We start from the raw sequence: 17,382 nt of genomic DNA on the forward strand, positions 1-17,382 counted from the left end.
GCGCCGCGTTTACCGGGCCTACGATCCTGTAGGCCGGATAAGCGAAGCGCCATCCGGCACTGGAGACAACAATGTTAGAAGAGCTCAAACGCCAGGTGCTCGAAGCCAACCTGGCGCTGCCGAAACATAATCTGGTCACCCTGACCTGGGGCAACGTCAGCGCCGTTGACCGCGAAAAAGGCGTGTTCGTGATCAAGCCTTCCGGCGTCGATTACACGGTGATGACGGCGGACGATATGGTGGTGGTCAGCATCGAAACGGGTGAAGTGGTGGAAGGGAACAAAAAGCCCTCCTCCGATACGCCAACCCACCGGTTGCTGTACCGCTCATTCCCAACCATCGGCGGTATCGTGCATACCCATTCACGCCATGCCACCATCTGGGCGCAGGCGGGCCAGTCCATCCCGGCGACAGGCACCACCCACGCGGACTACTTCTACGGCACCATTCCCTGCACGCGTCTGATGACCGATGCGGAGATCAACGGTGAGTACGAGTGGGAAACGGGCAACGTCATTGTCGAAACCTTCGAAAAACAGGGCATCGACGCCGCGCAAATGCCCGGCGTGCTGGTGCACTCCCACGGCCCGTTTGCCTGGGGTAAAAACGCGGAAGATGCGGTGCATAATGCGATTGTGCTCGAAGAGATCGCCTATATGGGGATCTTCTGCCGCCAGCTGGCGCCGCAGCTGCCGGACATGCAGCAGAGCCTGCTCGATAAGCATTATCTGCGCAAGCACGGCGCGAAAGCGTATTACGGGCAGTAGCTTGTAGGCCGGATAAGTGCAGCGCCGTCCGGCTAAACAGGCACTGTATAAAACCCCAGCAAACCCACCTCAACCAGGCTATAATCAGGCCTGGTTTTGTTTTATGGGATAACGGCGTGGCGCAGGCGCAAGAAGGCTTTTTACTGACCCGACACTGGCGGGATACGCCTCAGGGCACCGAGGTTGAATTCTGGCTGGCAACGGACAACGGCCCGCTGCAGGTGACGCTGCCGCCGCAGGAGTCCGTGGCGTTTATTCCTGAAGCGCACGTCGAAAAAGTGAAGCAGCTGCTGCGCGGTGAAAACGGCTGGCGCATTACCCCGCTTGAACTGAAAGATTTCCACCGTCAGCCGGTTCACGGCCTCTACTGTCGCGCCCATCGTCAGCTGATGCGCTATGAAAAACTGCTCCGCGAGGCGGGCGTGACGCTCTACGAAGCCGACATCCGCCCACCGGAACGGTTTCTGATGGAGCGGTTTATTACCGCGCCCGTCTGGGTCGATGGCACCGCGCACAACGGCAGCCTCGTTAACGCGCGGCTGAAGCCGAACCCGCACTACCGCCCGCCGCTGAAGTGGGTCTCCCTGGATATCGAAACCACCCGTCACGGCGAACTGTACAGTATAGGACTTGAAGGCTGCGGCGATCGGGTTGTCTATATGCTTGGGCCACCGAATGGTGATGACTCCGCGCTGGATTTCCGGCTTGAGTATGTTACCAGCCGGCCGCAGCTGCTGGAGAAGCTCAACCAGTGGTTTGCCGACTTCGATCCCGACGTTCTGATCGGCTGGAACGTGGTGCAGTTCGACCTGCGCGTGCTGCAAAAACACGCCGAGCGTTACCGCATCCCGCTGATGCTCGGGCGCGGCAACAGCGAGCTTGAGTGGCGCGAACACGGTTTTAAGAACGGCGTTTTCTTCGCACAGGCGAATGGCCGCCTGATTATCGACGGCATCGAGGCGCTCAAGTCCGCCTTCTGGAACTTCTCGTCATTCGCCCTCGAAGCGGTGGCGCAGGAGCTGCTTGGCGAAGGCAAATCCATCGACAACCCCTGGGACAGAATGGACGAGATCGACCGGCGCTTTAACGAAGACAAGCCCGCGCTCGCCACCTATAACCTGAAAGACTGTGAGCTGGTCACGCGGATTTTCCACAAAACCGAAATCATGCCCTTCCTGCTGGAGCGCGCGACGGTAAACGGCCTTGCGGTCGACAGGCACGGCGGCTCCGTGGCGGCCTTTAGCCACCTCTATTTTCCCCGAATGCACCGGGCAGGATACGTCGCCCCCAACCTCGGGGACGTGCCGCCGCAGGCCAGCCCCGGCGGCTACGTCATGGATTCCCGACCAGGACTGTATGACTCCGTTCTGGTCCTGGACTACAAAAGCCTCTACCCGTCGATAATTCGCACCTTCCTGATCGATCCCGTCGGGCTGGTTGAGGGGCTGGCCCAGCCGGATGATGGACACAGCACCGAAGGCTTCCTCGGCGCACGCTTCTCGCGGGAAAAACACTGCCTGCCCGACATCGTGGGCAACATCTGGCACGGCCGCGACGAGGCCAAGCGCCACGGCAACAAGCCCCTCTCACAGGCGCTGAAAATCATCATGAACGCCTTCTACGGGGTGCTGGGCACCAGCGCCTGTCGCTTCTTCGACCCGCGGCTGGCCTCCTCGATCACCATGCGTGGGCACGAGATCATGCGTCAGACTAAAGCGCTGATTGAATCCCGGGGCTATGACGTCATCTACGGCGACACGGACTCCACCTTTGTATGGCTTAAGGGCGCGCATTCCGAAGACGATGCCGCGCAAATCGGCAAAGCGCTGGTTGCCTTCGTGAACGACTGGTGGCAGGAACATCTGCAGAAATCGCGCTTAACCAGCGCGCTGGAGCTGGAATTTGAAACCCATTTTGCCCGCTTCTTAATGCCCACCATCCGCGGTACCGATCAGGGCAGCAAGAAGCGCTATGCCGGGCTGATTCAGGAAGGCGACGCGCAGCGGATGGTGTTTAAAGGGCTCGAGACAGTGCGTACCGACTGGACGCCGCTGGCCCAGCAGTTCCAGCAAACGCTCTATCTGCGGGTATTTCGCAATGAGCCGTATCAGGACTACGTGCGCGAAACGATCGCCAGCCTGATGGCAGGCGAACTTGACGCGCAGCTGGTGTATCGCAAACGCCTGCGCCGCCCGCTCGCGGAGTACCAGCGTAACGTTCCTCCGCACGTTCGCGCCGCGCGCCTCGCGGACGAAGAAAACGTCCGCCGTGGCCGCGCGCCGCAGTATCAGAATCGGGGAACCATCAAATACGTCTGGACGATAAACGGTCCGGAACCGGTGGATTATCAGCACTCGCCTCTGGATTATGAACACTATCTGACGCGTCAGCTTCAGCCGGTTGCCGACGGAATTTTGCCCTTCATCGACGATGATTTTGCTACACTAGTGACAGGGCAACTTGGCCTATTTTGACGCGTGACGAAATGGCTGCCATCCAGTACCATAGCGCCCTTTCCATTCCCGGACCCATTTTTCGATGACCGTCTTTTTTGACGGTGGTCGAACTATTGCCTGCAATTAAAGATTAGAGCCGAACAACTATGCCTTTTACACTTGGTCAACGCTGGATCAGCGATACAGAAAGCGAACTTGGATTAGGAACCGTCGTTGCCGTTGATGCGCGCATGGTTACCCTCCTCTTCCCTGCCACCGGTGAAAACCGCCTGTACGCCCGCAATGACTCCCCTGTAACCCGCGTGATGTTTAATCCGGGTGACACCGTGACCAGCCACGACGGCTGGCAGCTCAAGATTGAAGACGTAAAAGAAGAGAATGGACTGCTCGCCTACATCGGCACTCGCCTGGACACCGACGAGGCCAATGTCATCCTGCGCGAAGTGCTGCTCGACAGCAAGCTGGTGTTCAGCAAGCCGCAGGACCGCCTGTTTGCCGGGCAAATCGACCGTATGGATCGCTTCTCCCTGCGCTATCGCGCGCGTAAGTTCCAGAGTGAACAGTACCGCATGCCCTGGAGCGGCCTGCGCGGCCAGCGCACCAGCCTGATCCCCCACCAGCTGAACATCGCCCATGACGTGGGCCGTCGCCATGCGCCGCGCGTGCTGCTGGCAGATGAAGTGGGCCTGGGTAAAACCATCGAGGCGGGTATGATCCTGCACCAACAGCTGCTTTCCGGCGCTGCCGAGCGCGTGCTGATTGTGGTGCCAGAAACCTTACAGCACCAGTGGCTGGTTGAGATGCTGCGCCGCTTTAACCTGCGCTTCTCTCTGTTCGATGACGAACGCTACGCCGAAGCCCAGCACGATGCGGACAACCCGTTTGAAACCGAACAGCTGGTGATTTGTTCTCTCGACTTCGTGCGCCGCAGCAAGCAGCGTCTTGAGCATCTGTGCGATGCCGAGTGGGACCTGATGGTCGTCGACGAAGCGCACCACCTGGTCTGGAGCGAAGACGCGCCGAGCCGCGAATATATGGCTATCGAGCAGCTTGCCGAGCGCGTGCCTGGCGTCCTGCTGTTGACCGCTACGCCGGAACAGCTGGGTCTGGAAAGCCACTTCGCCCGTCTGCGCCTGCTCGATCCAAACCGTTTCCACGACTTCGGGCAGTTTGTTGAAGAACAGAATAACTACCGTCCGGTTGCGGATGCCGTCGCGCTGCTGCTGGCGGGCAAGCGTCTTTCTGATGATGAACTCAACACCCTGAGCGATCTGATTGGCGAGCAGGATATCGAGCCGCTGCTGCAGGCCGCTAACAGCGACAGCGACAACGCAGAATCCGCGCGTAAAGAGCTGATCGACATGCTGATGGATCGCCACGGCACCAGTCGCGTCCTGTTCCGTAACACTCGTAACGGTGTGAAAGGGTTCCCGAAACGCGAGCTGCATACCATTAAGCTGCCGCTGCCGACGCAGTATCAGACGGCAATTAAAGTTTCCGGCATCATGGGCGCGCGCAAAACGCAGGAAGAGCGCGCCCGCGACATGCTCTACCCGGAACAAATCTACCAGGAATTTGAAGGCGATACCGGCACCTGGTGGAACTTCGATCCGCGCGTAGAGTGGCTGATGGGCTACCTGACCGCGCACCGCTCCCAGAAGGTGCTGGTGATCTGCGCCAAGGCGGCCACCGCGCTGCAGCTGGAGCAGGTCCTGCGCGAGCGCGAAGGCATTCGCGCCGCCGTGTTCCACGAAGGCATGTCCATCGTTGAACGCGACCGCGCCGCGGCGTGGTTTGCCGAAGAGGACAGCGGCGCTCAGGTTATGCTGTGTTCTGAAATCGGTTCTGAAGGCCGTAACTTCCAGTTCGCCAGCAACCTGGTGATGTTCGATCTGCCGTTCAACCCGGATCTGCTCGAGCAGCGTATCGGTCGTCTGGATCGTATCGGTCAGGCGCACGATATTCAGATCCACGTGCCGTATCTGGAAAAAACGGCCCAGTCCGTGCTGGTGCGCTGGTTCCACGAAGGTCTGGATGCGTTTGAACATACCTGCCCGACGGGCCGCACCATTTACGATCAGGTGCACGGCGATCTGATCGGCTATCTGGCCGCGCCGGAAAACACCGACGGCTTTGACGATCTGATTAAGTCCTGTCGTGAGAAGCACGACGCGCTGAAAGCGCAGCTTGAACAAGGCCGCGACCGCCTGCTGGAGATCCACTCCAACGGCGGGGAAAAAGCGCAGGCGCTGGCTGAGAGCATTGAAGAGCAGGATGATGACACCAGTCTCATCAGCTTCTCCATGAACCTGTTCGACATCGTTGGCATTAACCAGGACGACCGCGGCGAGAACCTGATTGTCCTGACCCCGTCCGATCACATGCTGGTGCCAGATTTCCCGGGCCTGCCGGAAGATGGCTGCACCATCACCTTCGAGCGTGATGTGGCGCTGTCCCGCGAAGATGCCCAGTTCATCACCTGGGAACACCCGCTGATCCGTAACGGGCTGGATCTGATCCTCTCTGGCGATACCGGCAGCAGCACCATCTCGCTGTTGAAAAACAAGGCGCTGCCCGTAGGCACGCTGCTGCTGGAGCTGATCTACGTTGTGGAAGCGCAGGCGCCGAAACAGCTGCAGCTCAACCGCTTCCTGCCACCAACGCCGGTGCGTCTGCTGCTGGATAAAAACGGCACGAACCTCGCAGGACAGGTTGAATTTGAGAGTTTCAACCGCCAGCTGAGCGCGGTGAACCGCCATACCGGCAGCAAGCTGGTCAATGCGGTGCAGCAGGACGTGCATGCCATTCTCCAGCAGGGTGAAACCCAGATTGAAAAAGCGGCCAGAGCGCTAATTGACGCCGCGCGCAGTGAAGCCGACGAGAAACTGTCTGCAGAGCTGTCGCGTCTGGAGGCGTTGAAGGCCGTGAACCCGAACATCCGTGACGACGAATTGGCGGCGATTGAAAGCAACCGTCAGCAGGTGCTGGAAAGCCTGGATCAGGCAAGCTGGCGTCTGGATGCCCTGCGTCTTATCGTTGTGACGCATCAGTAAACGGAGCGCAAGATGGTGATGGAGCCGTACAATCCGCCGCAGGATCCCTGGCTGGTCATTCTGTATCAGGATGAACACATTATGGTGGTCAACAAGCCCAGCGGGCTGTTGTCTGTGCCGGGTCGTCTGGATGAGCACAAAGACAGCGTGATGACGCGCATTCAGCGCGATTATCCTCAGGCGGAGTCGGTCCATCGCCTGGACATGGCGACCAGCGGCGTGATTGTGGTGGCGCTGAACAAAGCGGCAGAACGCGAGCTGAAGCGCCAGTTCCGCGAGCGCGAGCCGAAGAAGCAGTATGTCGCCCGCGTCTGGGGTCACCCGGCGCAGGCGGAAGGGCTGGTGGATTTACCGCTGATCTGCGACTGGCCGAATCGGCCAAAGCAGAAGGTGTGTTATGAAACCGGCAAGGCCGCGCAAACCGAGTATGAAGTGCTTGAGTACGCGCCGGATAATACTGCGCGCGTCCTGCTTAAGCCGATTACCGGACGTTCACACCAGCTGCGCGTGCATATGCTTGCGCTGGGTCATCCGATTCTGGGCGACCGCTTTTACGCGCCGCCTGAAGCGCTGGCCTTAGCGCCACGTCTGCAGCTGCACGCGCAGACGCTTACCATCACCCATCCGGCCTTCGGTAACGCGATGACGTTTAAAGCCCCGGTCGATTTTTAAATTCCTGATGTGAATATTTACTGTCAGCTCACTGTCGACGGTAAATATTCACACAGCATATATATCTCCCCTGCTCATCTGAAAACCCGCCCAAGTTCATTCACGATAATTATCTCTTCCTTAAATAACACTCAGTATTTTTAGAAAGACTAAGGTTTGGATTAAAAAATATTAAATTGAACACGATGCAATTTATTACTGATAATCCAGCTCATTTTAAGGAAATACTAACTCTACCCTATCCAAACGGAGTTATTTTTCTACTCAACAGCCACACTTAGTTTACTCATTGATTCACAAGGAAGTGTATGAACCGTTCGTATAACATCGTCTGGAATTGCGCCAGAAATATGTACATCGTTGCCTCGGAGTTTTCAAAAGGGGACAGCAAAGTCAAATCCTGCGTACGCGCCGGAAGCGCGATCGCAACGTTTATCTTGTCAGGTGTTGTGAGTACCGCACACGCCAGTGACACGACGTTTGTTGCAGTCCCGGGTAATAATACCATCAGTGGTGAATATTCAACGACGAGCCCTAATACCTCGGCGGTATCCGCCTCTGGCTCTGATGTCATCGTCACCGATAACGGCGCCTTAACGATATCCACAACCGGGGATGCAGGCATGGGGCTATCCGTGTCGAATGGAGCGAAAATCACGCTCGATGATTCGGGATCCACAATCCGCACTTCCGGGGAAGGCAGTCATGCGATAACCATTGTCGGTGATAACTCAGAAGCCATGTTGAACAACCTTACCGTTTCGACGGAAGGCGAGATCGCATCTGCCGTATTGTTTAGCTCTAATGCAAAAGGCACCATTGACGGGGGGAGCTATACGGCGACGGGAGAGGGTTCTTATGGTGTTGAGATATTGAATGGCGCAGACCTGACGATAAAAAACGCGACCATTACGACTTCCGGGTATGGCATGGCTCGGGCTATTGTTAACCGATATGCCACCCTTTCATTAGACAATGTGAATATAAACACCACGGGAGATTTTGGTAATGCAGGTATATATAACGACGGTGAATTGACCGGCTCAAACGTCACGATTACCACTACCGGAAGTCAGAGCTTTGGTATTCAAAACTATACCAACACATTTAATTTAGCGGCATCCCACGTTGAAACTTACGGTGAGCAGTCAGTTGGCATAATGAATACCGGACGCGCAGAACTCACTGACACTCATATCGTCACTCATGGGAAAAATGCTGACGCAATATCCTCTGACGGGGCAAAGAGCACATTCGTACTGAATAACGGTTCAACGATCGCGTCCGGAGAAAATTCGCGGGCAGTGGCGATGACTCACGGTGGAGCCCTTGAGGCGAACAGCACAGATATCACCAGCGAACAATCTGCTGCCATTGCCTTAGAAAGCGCCAGCAGCGCGACCGTCACCCACAGCAACGTTTCCGGTAGCAATGTCGCCTTCTCGTTCAGCGGTGGAAAAAATGTCGCTACGATTGACGGAGGGAGCATTACGGCAACCGCGTCAGGAGGAAGTGCTTTTGCGGTGGATTCCGGATCTGCCGATATTAACGTGAAGAATGTGCAAACGATGAACGCAGACAATCTGCTCACCGTGGCCAATACCACTGATGCAGTCACCCTTCGCGCTGAAAACAGCAAGCTGTCCGGCGCCGTTAAGGCCAGCGGTGATAACGTCAGCATGACGCTGGATGCGAACAGCCAATGGCTGCTGACGGCCGATTCCAGCGTCGGTAATCTTACCAGCAGCGGACGCATCACACTCGGCGATGAAAACGGCAGCACTGGTACACTCAATGTCGGTAATTTCACCCTTCTGGCTAACAGCCAAACTGATGTCTATCTTGACGCAAACGCGACCAGTGCGCCTATTGTCGCTCAGAATGCGACGCTTGATGGCACACTAAATATTACAGGTTACGGTAGTGCCAGCACGCTTTCCGCGGATAGCGCCTTCACGGTGATTGACGCTGAAAATGCAATCAATGGCAATTTTACCAACCTCACCGTCGCGGGCATGGCATCTGGCTCCGTTGACTTCATCACCTTTAGCGGCACCATTGATCCCGCCGACGTGACCAATTACGTCCTGACACCGTCATTAACCTGGTATGCCAGCCAGAACCCAGCGGCAACAGCGGCTCACGGCACATTCACTCTGAACAATCCTGACGGCAGCTTTACGCTGAGCACGGCGCTTGTCGATCAAAACGCCGAAGCCACGACCGGATGGGACGGAAAATCGCTGACCAAAGAGGGGCAAGGTACGCTGATCCTTAATGCCGCAAACAGTTACAGCGGCACAACGGATGTGAACCAGGGCACGCTCTGGCTGGACGAGGCTGGCGTTATCGGCGTACAAAACAGCGAGCAGGCCGTGAATGTCGCGGCAGGCGCCACGTTTGGCGGTTCCAACGGTGTGGTGAACGGCAATGTTAATAGCAACGGCACCGTTAAGTTCAACGACACGCTAACGATCAATGGTGATCTGAGCAACGCAGGCAGCATTGTCAGCGGCAATATTGAGGGAACCAATGGTGCGACGACCGGCAACACGCTGATCGTAAACGGCGATTACACCAGCAACCAGGGTTCTGTGACGCTAAATACGCAGTTAGGCGACGACACGTCTCCAACCGATATGCTTAACATTACGGGGAATACGTCCGGGAACACCACCCTGTACATTAACAACGTTGGCGGTCAGGGCGCACTGACCCAAAACGGTATTGAAGTGATTCAGGTCGGCGGTGCATCAAACGGTACCTTTGTTCAGGGTAATCAGGTCCAGATTAACGCCTACGAATACCGCCTGTATCAGGACTCAGGGGACTGGTATCTTCGTTCCCAGGCCACGAGTGATAATGGCGACGTAACGCCTCAGTATCGTGCCGATATCGGTTCATACCTCAGCAACCAGTGGCTGGCTCGCGATCTGCAAATGCAGACCCTGTCAGACCGAGAAGGCAGTCAGTTCAAATCGGAAAACGGCACGACATGGGCGCGTTTCAAAGCAGGTAAGAACCAGTCTACTGCAGCAGAGAGCAATATTGATATCGACAGCAACTACTCCCAGTTCCAGATTGGGGGCGATGTTGCCGCCTGGAACAACGGCGAACAAAGCCTGGTGGTCGGGGTTATGGGTAGCTATATCAACGCCAGCAGCGACAGCACTGGCAATAAAGGTGCTGACGGCAGCCGCTTTAGCGCTGACGGTAAAGTCGATGGCTATAACCTCGGAGTCTATGCAACGTGGTTTGCCGATGCCCGACAGCATCAGGGTTTTTATGTCGACAGTTGGTATCAGTATGGGATGTACCACAACAGCGTAGATAACGGTGACGTTGGCTCAACGGATTACGATTCAAACGCCAACGCCGTTTCGCTGGAAACAGGCTACCGCTACGATATCGCACTCGGCGACAACACGCTGAGCCTTACGCCGCAGGCACAGGTCGTCTGGCAGGATTACAGTGCGGATGACATCAAAGACAGCAGCGGCACGACGATTGATGGGCAAAACGGCGAAAGCTGGACCACCCGTTTAGGCCTGCGCATTGACAGCAAGATGAATAAGTCGAACGACGCGGTTATCCAGCAGTTTGCGGAGGCCAACTGGCTGCATACCTCTGAAGACACGGCAGTCGACTTTGGTGACACACAGATCAAACAGGACCTTCCTGCCGATCGTGCGGAGCTGAAAGCGGGTATTCAGGCAAATGTGAGCAAGCAATGGAGCGTTATTGCCCAGGTCTCCGGACAGAAAGGTGATAATGATTACAGCGATGTAAACGGTAGCCTGAACGTGCGCTACAGCTGGTAACGCTGTATAAAGGGCCTGGCAGCTCATGCCGTCAGGCCCTTCATCATTCTAAAAAGGGGCTTATTTGAAGCCTTTCTTCTCTTTAATCAGCTCGTACGCTTTCTGAATTTCCTGCGCTTTTTGCTTCGCCATCTCCATCATTTCAGGCGGTAAGCCTTTTGCAACCAGCTTGTCTGGATGGTGCTCGCTCATGAGCTTACGATAGGCACGTTTGATGGTGGTCTGATCGTCAGAGGGTTTTACGCCAAGCACGTTGCAGGCATCTTCCAGCGTCGGACCACGCTGCGCCTGCTGCCAGGCACCGCCAGAAGACTGCTGGTGATACCCGCCGCCAAACTGTGCGCCACCCTGCATCATGCGCAGGAACTGATCGAACTGCATACGGGAGATACCCAGCTCTTCCGCAATCACGTATAAAACATCGCGTTCGTTAGGGTGAAGCGAGCCGTCGGCGAAGGCCGCCTGAATCTGAATTTCCAGAAACATCCGAATTAAATCAAAACGGCCGAAGCAGATGCTGCGGAACTGGCGCATTTTTTCGCGAAGCGGGTAGTTATCGGATTTCCCGATGCGAAACGCATTTTGCGCCTCCAGGCGGGAGTCACCGTGCAGATTCATGCGATCCATAAAGACGCTGGCAATCTGAATATCGGCTTCCGTGACGCGCCCTTTGGATTTGGTTAAATGCCCCATCACCTCAAAAGTGGTGGAGAAAAAGAGTGACTGGCGCTCGCGCTGGTTGGCAAACCAGGCCATTTTACGGCTGCGCGCCTTATCAAACATATGGCCAATAATAAGCCCCAGCACTATTCCCCAGAACCCGGCACCCATGATGATGGCGAACGCAACGCCGATTATTTTACCCCAATACTGCATATACTCCCCGGATAGTCATATTCCTGGCCGACGCAACGTCATCATCACTGTGTTCAAGTCACGGTCAATTGAAGGACATCGCCTATAATTTGCTTTATCATACTCGTCATTCGATAGCGAGCCTAACACTCTGGCACGCAAACGGGCAGGATTAACGCTGGTACTGCGCAGATGAGTAAGATAGTCTCTGAGCGTTTGTAAGCCGTAGCCACTGATGACGGAACAATAAAATACAACGTATGAAAAAACGTATCCCCACCCTCCTGGCCACAATGATTGGCACCGCCCTGTACAGTCAACAGGGGCTGGCGGCCGATCTCGCCTCGCAGTGCATGCTTGGCGTCCCAAGTTATAATCGCCCACTGGTGAGTGGCGATACAAATAGCTTGCCGGTAACCATTACTGCCGACAGTTCAAAAGGGACTTACCCTGACAATGCCACCTTTACAGGCAATGTCGATATTAACCAGGGCAATAGCCGCCTGCAGGCAGATGAAGTGCAGTTGCACCAGAAGCAGCCGGAAGGTGCGGCCGAGCCGGTCCGAACGGTGGATGCGCTGGGTAATGTGCACTATGACGACAATCAGGTCATCCTGAAAGGTCCGAAAGCCTGGTCAAACCTGAATACCAAAGACACTAACGTCTGGAAAGGTGATTACCAGATGGTGGGTCGCCAGGGGCGCGGTGACGCAGACCTGATGAAACAGCGCGGTGAAAACCGCTATACGATCCTGGAAAATGGCACGTTCACGTCGTGTCTGCCGGGTTCAAATACCTGGAGCGTGGTCGGGAGCGAAGTTATCCATGACCGCGAAGAGCAGGTCGCTGAGATCTGGAACGCCCGCTTCAAGGTGGGTCCGGTCCCCATATTCTACAGCCCTTATCTGCAGCTTCCGGTGGGTGACAAACGTCGCTCCGGTTTCCTGATCCCGAATGCCAAATACAGCACCACGAACTACTTTGAGTTCTACCTGCCGTATTACTGGAACATCGCGCCTAACATGGATGCGACGATCACGCCGCACTATATCCACAAGCGCGGTAACGTCATGTGGGAGAACGAGTTCCGCTATCTGACCCACGCCGGTGCGGGTCTGATGGAGCTGGATTATCTGCCGTCGGATAAAGTCTTCCAGGACGAGCATCCCACTGAAGGTGATAAGCACCGCTGGATGTATTTCTGGCAGCATTCCGGGGTGATGGATCAGGTGTGGCGTTTCAACGTCAATTACACCAAGGTCAGTGACCCGAACTACTTCAACGATTTTTCGTCAAAATACGGTTCGAGTACCGACGGTTATGCAACGCAGATCTTCAGCGTTGGCTATGCGGTGCAGAACTTCGATGCGACGGTAACCAGTAAGCAGTTCCAGGTGTTCTCAAGCCAGACGGCGAGTACCTATGGTGCCGAACCGCAGTTGGACGTTAACTGGTACCAGAATGACGTAGGGCCATTTGATACCCGCATTTATGGCCAGGCAGTGCATTTTGTAAACACCAATTCCTCTATGCCGGAAGCCACCCGTGTTCACCTGGAGCCCGTCATTAACCTTCCATGGTCGAATGACTGGGCTAGTCTGAACACGGAAGCTAAGCTGATGGCGACACACTATCAGCAGAAAAACATAGATGATTACAACGCGAACCCAAACAATACCGGTCACCTGGAAGAATCAGTAAACCGTACGCTTCCTCAGTTCAAAATGGACGGTAAGCTGATCTTCGAACGCGATATGGATCTTCTGGCGGATGGCTATACCCAGACGCTGGAGCCACGTATGCAGTATCTGTACGTGCCTTATCGCGATCAGAGCAACATCAATAACTACGACTCTTCTTTACTGCAGTCTGACTACAGTGGCCTGTTCCGCGACCGTACCTACGGTGGCCTTGACCGCATCGCATCAGCGAACCAGTTAACGACCGGGGTCACATCGCGCGTTTATGATGATGCTGCCGTTGAACGTTTTAACGTTTCTGTTGGTCAAATCTATTATTTCACCGAGTCTCGCACGGGCGATGACAACATTAAGTGGGAGAAAGATAATAAGACGGGTTCGCTGATTTGGGCTGGCGATACCTACTGGCGTATGACCGATCGTTGGGGCCTGCGTGGTGGCGTTCAGTATGACACCCGTCTCGACAATATCGCTAACAGCACGGCGGCTATAGAATATCGCCGGGATGAAGATCGGATGGTGCAATTGACCTATCGTTATGCCAGTCCCGAATATATTCAGGCGACATTACCAAACTATGGTACTGCCGAGCAGTATAAAGACGGTATTTCGCAGGTGGGTGGCGCAGCGAGTTGGCCTATCGCCGACCGTTGGTCAATCGTAGGCGCTTACTACTTTGACACTAACACCAATAAAGCTGCTGACCAGATGTTGGGGCTGCAATATAACTCCTGCTGCTACGCGCTGCGTGTCGGTTACGAACGTAAGCTTAACGGCTGGGAAAACAATCAGAGCAAATACGATAACGTGATTGGCTTTAACTTCGAGTTACGCGGCCTGAGTTCCAACTACGGTCTGGGTACGCAGAAAATGCTGCGCTCGAACATTCTGCCTTACCGCAGTTCCTTGTAATGTGCTTGATTTGCAACGTAATCCGCTTTGCGGTTAATTGAAATGGAAAAAGTATGAAGAACTGGAAAACGCTGCTGCTCGGTGTCGCTATGGTTGCGAATACCAGCTTCGCGGCCCCCCAGGTTGTTGATAAAGTCGCTGCTGTGGTTAACAACGGCGTCGTGCTTGAAAGTGACGTTGACGGTCTGATGAAATCGGTGAAGCTCAATTCGGGCGAAGCGGGTCAGCAGCTTCCGGATGACGCTACGCTGCGCCACCAGATCCTGGAACGCCTGATCATGGATCAGATCGTTCTTCAGATGGGGCAGAAAATGGGTGTGAAGGTTACTGACGAGCAGCTCGATCAGGCGATCGCTAACATCGCAAAGCAGAACAATATGTCTTTAGACCAGATGCGCAGCCGTCTGGCCTATGACGGCATCAGCTACGCTACCTACCGTAACCAGATCCGTAAAGAGATGCTGATTTCGGAAGTGCGTAACAACGAAGTGCGTCGCCGCGTTACTATCCTGCCTCAGGAAGTGGACGCGCTGGCAAAACAGGTGGGTAACCAGAACGATGCAAGCACAGAGCTGAACCTGAGCCACATTCTGATCCCACTGCCAGAGAACCCTACGTCCGATCAGGCTGCGGAAGCAGAAAGCCAGGCACGTTCAATTGTCGAACAGGCGCGTAACGGCGGTGACTTTGGCAAGCTGGCCATCACCTACTCCGCAGACCAACAGGCGCTGAAAGGCGGCCAGATGGGCTGGGGACGTATTCAGGAGCTGCCATCCCTCTTTGCTCAGGCACTGAGCACGGCTAAGAAAGGCGATATCGTTGGTCCAATCCGTTCAGGCGTGGGCTTCCACATTCTGAAAGTGAACGATCTGCGCGGCCAGAGCCAAAATATCTCCGTTACCGAAGTTCACGCTCGCCACATTCTGCTGAAGCCGTCACCAATCATGACTGACGATCAGGCGCGTGCGAAGCTGGAACAGATTGCGGCAGATATTAAGAGCGGTAAAACCTCGTTTGCGAAAGCAGCAAAAGAGTTCTCTCAGGATCCTGGCTCTGCTAACCAGGGTGGCGATCTGGGCTGGGCAGCGGCGGATATTTACGATCCTGCCTTCCGTGACGCGTTGATGAAGCTGAACAAAGGCCAGATCAGCGCGCCGGTCCACTCTTCGTTTGGCTGGCATCTGATCGAGTTGATGGACACTCGTAACGTTGATAAAACGGATGCAGCACAAAAAGACAGAGCCTACCGCATGCTGTTTAACCGTAAGTTCTCTGAAGAAGCAGCCACCTGGATGCAGGAACAACGCGCCAGTGCTTACGTGAAAGTGCTGAGCAACTAATGAAACAGCATCGTGTTGTTATCACGCCCGGCGAACCCGCCGGGATTGGGCCTGACCTCGTTGTCCAGCTTGTTCAGCGCAGCTGGCCAGTAGAACTGGTTGTCTGCGCCGATGCAACACTGTTACAAGACCGGGCAGCGCTGCTCGGTCTGCCTTTAACGCTCATCCCTTACCTTGAAGGTCAACAGCCTGCACCGCAGCAAGCCGGTACCCTCACCCTTCTTTCTGTTCCCCTTCGTACGCCGGTCATTCCTGGCCAGCTCAGCACGGAAAACGGCCACTATGTCGTTGAAACCCTTGCGCGCGCCTGCGACGGTTGCCTGAAGGGCGAATTTGCCGCCCTGATTACCGGCCCCGTCCACAAAGGCGTGATCAACGAAGCGGGCATACCGTTTACCGGGCATACGGAGTTCTTTGAAGAGCGCTCGCACAGTCCGAAAGTGGTGATGATGCTGGCGACGGAAGAAATGCGCGTTGCGCTGGTGACCACCCATCTGCCGATCAAAGCGATTCCTGATGCGATCACGCCTGAACTCCTGCGCGAGATCATCGGGATTTTGCATCACGATCTGCAGACAAAATTTGGGATCCCGCAGCCGCATGTGCTGATCTGCGGCCTGAATCCGCACGCCGGCGAAGGCGGGCACATGGGTACCGAAGAGATCGACACCATCATTCCGGTACTCAACGAAATGCGGGCGAAGGGGATGAATCTCAGCGGTCCGCTGCCTGCTGATACCCTTTTCCAGCCGAAATACCTGGATAATGCCGACGCCGTGCTCGCGATGTACCACGATCAGGGCCTGCCCGTGCTAAAATACCAGGGCTTTGGCCGCGGCGTGAATATCACCCTCGGCTTACCCTTTATTCGAACGTCCGTTGACCACGGTACTGCGCTGGATCTTGCAGGCCAGGGGAAGGCGGATGTCGGCAGTTTTATTACGGCGCTTAATCTCGCCATCAAAATGATTGTTAATACTCAATGACTAATCGAGTCCATCAGGGCCACTTAGCCCGTAAACGTTTCGGGCAAAACTTCCTTAACGATCAGTTCGTGATCGAAAGCATTGTCTCGGCTATTAATCCACAAAAAGGCCAGGCGATGGTCGAAATCGGCCCGGGCCTTGCCGCACTGACCGAGCCGGTAGGCGAGCGCCTCGACGAGCTGACCGTCATCGAACTGGACCGCGATCTGGCCGCACGCCTGCAAACGCACCCGTTCCTCGGGCCGAAGCTGACCATCTATCAGCAGGACGCCATGACCATGAACTTCGGCGAACTGTCAGAAAAAATGGGTCAGCCGCTGCGCGTATTCGGCAACCTGCCGTATAACATCTCCACGCCGCTCATGTTCCACCTCTTTAGCTATACTGATGCCATTGCCGACATGCACTTCATGTTGCAAAAAGAGGTGGTTAACCGCCTGGTTGCAGGCCCGAACAGTAAAGCGTATGGTCGTTTAAGCGTGATGGCGCAATATTACTGCAACGTGATCCCGGTACTCGAAGTACCGCCGTCAGCGTTCACACCACCACCGAAAGTGGATTCAGCGGTTGTGCGCCTTGTGCCGCACAAAACGAAACCGTACCCGGTAAAAGATCTGCGTGTACTGAGCCGCATTACCACTGAAGCCTTTAACCAGCGTCGTAAAACGATCCGTAACAGCCTCAGCAATTCCTTCACCGTTGAGGTGTTAGCTGAGCTTGGGATCGACCCGGCAATGCGTGCGGAGAACATCTCCGTAGAGCAATACTGCAAGCTGGCTAATTACATCAGCGAAAATGCGCCGCCGAAGGAGAGTTAAGC

Annotated in this window: 10 protein-coding genes; 9 read left to right on the forward strand and 1 reads right to left on the reverse strand. The window is 55.4% G+C overall.

Features of this window, described 5'->3' with window-relative positions; genetic code table 11:
• The first annotated feature begins 71 nt into the window (after positions 1 to 71).
• The 5 genes from araD to LLF79_RS18760 all read left to right on the forward strand — a co-directional run bounded on the left by araD (position 72) and on the right by LLF79_RS18760 (position 10,769).
• A complete protein-coding gene (gene araD / locus LLF79_RS18740; protein WP_227880141.1) occupies positions 72 to 767 on the forward strand; it encodes an L-ribulose-5-phosphate 4-epimerase in 696 nt (231 codons plus the stop codon).
• A 116-nt stretch (positions 768 to 883) separates the two neighbouring features.
• Entirely contained in the window at positions 884 to 3,241 is a 2,358-nt protein-coding gene (gene polB, locus LLF79_RS18745; protein WP_227880143.1) for a DNA polymerase II, read from the forward strand.
• Positions 3,242 to 3,369: 128 nt separating this feature from the next.
• Entirely contained in the window at positions 3,370 to 6,276 is a 2,907-nt protein-coding gene (gene rapA / locus LLF79_RS18750; protein ID WP_008502013.1) for an RNA polymerase-associated protein RapA, read from the forward strand.
• A 12-nt stretch (positions 6,277 to 6,288) separates the two neighbouring features.
• Entirely contained in the window at positions 6,289 to 6,948 is a 660-nt protein-coding gene (rluA, locus tag LLF79_RS18755) for a bifunctional tRNA pseudouridine(32) synthase/23S rRNA pseudouridine(746) synthase RluA (RefSeq protein WP_008502014.1), read from the forward strand.
• Positions 6,949 to 7,256: 308 nt separating this feature from the next.
• On the forward strand, positions 7,257 to 10,769 hold the full coding sequence (locus LLF79_RS18760) for an autotransporter outer membrane beta-barrel domain-containing protein (protein ID WP_227880145.1): 3,513 nt from the start codon (positions 7,257 to 7,259) through the stop codon (positions 10,767 to 10,769).
• Between the two features lie 60 nt (positions 10,770 to 10,829).
• Here LLF79_RS18760 and djlA read toward each other — a convergent pair whose 3' ends face one another.
• The gene (gene djlA, locus LLF79_RS18765; RefSeq protein ID WP_008502016.1) at positions 10,830 to 11,645 is read right to left on the reverse strand and encodes a co-chaperone DjlA; all 816 of its coding nucleotides are present in this window, start codon (positions 11,643 to 11,645) and stop codon (positions 10,830 to 10,832) included.
• 239 nt (positions 11,646 to 11,884) lie between these two features.
• On the opposite strand from djlA, the gene lptD reads away from it, so the two are divergent.
• The 4 genes from lptD to rsmA are packed head-to-tail and all read left to right on the forward strand — an operon-like array spanning position 11,885 to position 17,380.
• Positions 11,885 to 14,236, forward strand: coding sequence for an LPS assembly protein LptD (gene lptD, locus LLF79_RS18770; RefSeq protein WP_045353209.1), 2,352 nt, complete (start codon positions 11,885 to 11,887; stop codon positions 14,234 to 14,236).
• Positions 14,237 to 14,289: 53 nt separating this feature from the next.
• Positions 14,290 to 15,576, forward strand: a complete 1,287-nt coding sequence (surA, locus tag LLF79_RS18775) for a peptidylprolyl isomerase SurA (protein ID WP_008502018.1) — start codon at positions 14,290 to 14,292, stop codon at positions 15,574 to 15,576.
• Entirely contained in the window at positions 15,576 to 16,562 is a 987-nt protein-coding gene (gene pdxA / locus LLF79_RS18780) for a 4-hydroxythreonine-4-phosphate dehydrogenase PdxA (protein WP_227880147.1), read from the forward strand. Before surA ends, pdxA begins: the two co-directional genes overlap by 1 nt.
• Positions 16,559 to 17,380, forward strand: coding sequence for a 16S rRNA (adenine(1518)-N(6)/adenine(1519)-N(6))-dimethyltransferase RsmA (gene rsmA / locus LLF79_RS18785; RefSeq protein ID WP_008502020.1), 822 nt, complete (start codon positions 16,559 to 16,561; stop codon positions 17,378 to 17,380). Before pdxA ends, rsmA begins: the two co-directional genes overlap by 4 nt.
• Positions 17,381 to 17,382: the final 2 nt, after the last annotated feature.

Source organism: Enterobacter cloacae complex sp. 2021EL-01169, from assembly GCF_020733125.1.
Taxonomy (GTDB): domain Bacteria; phylum Pseudomonadota; class Gammaproteobacteria; order Enterobacterales; family Enterobacteriaceae; genus Enterobacter; species Enterobacter roggenkampii.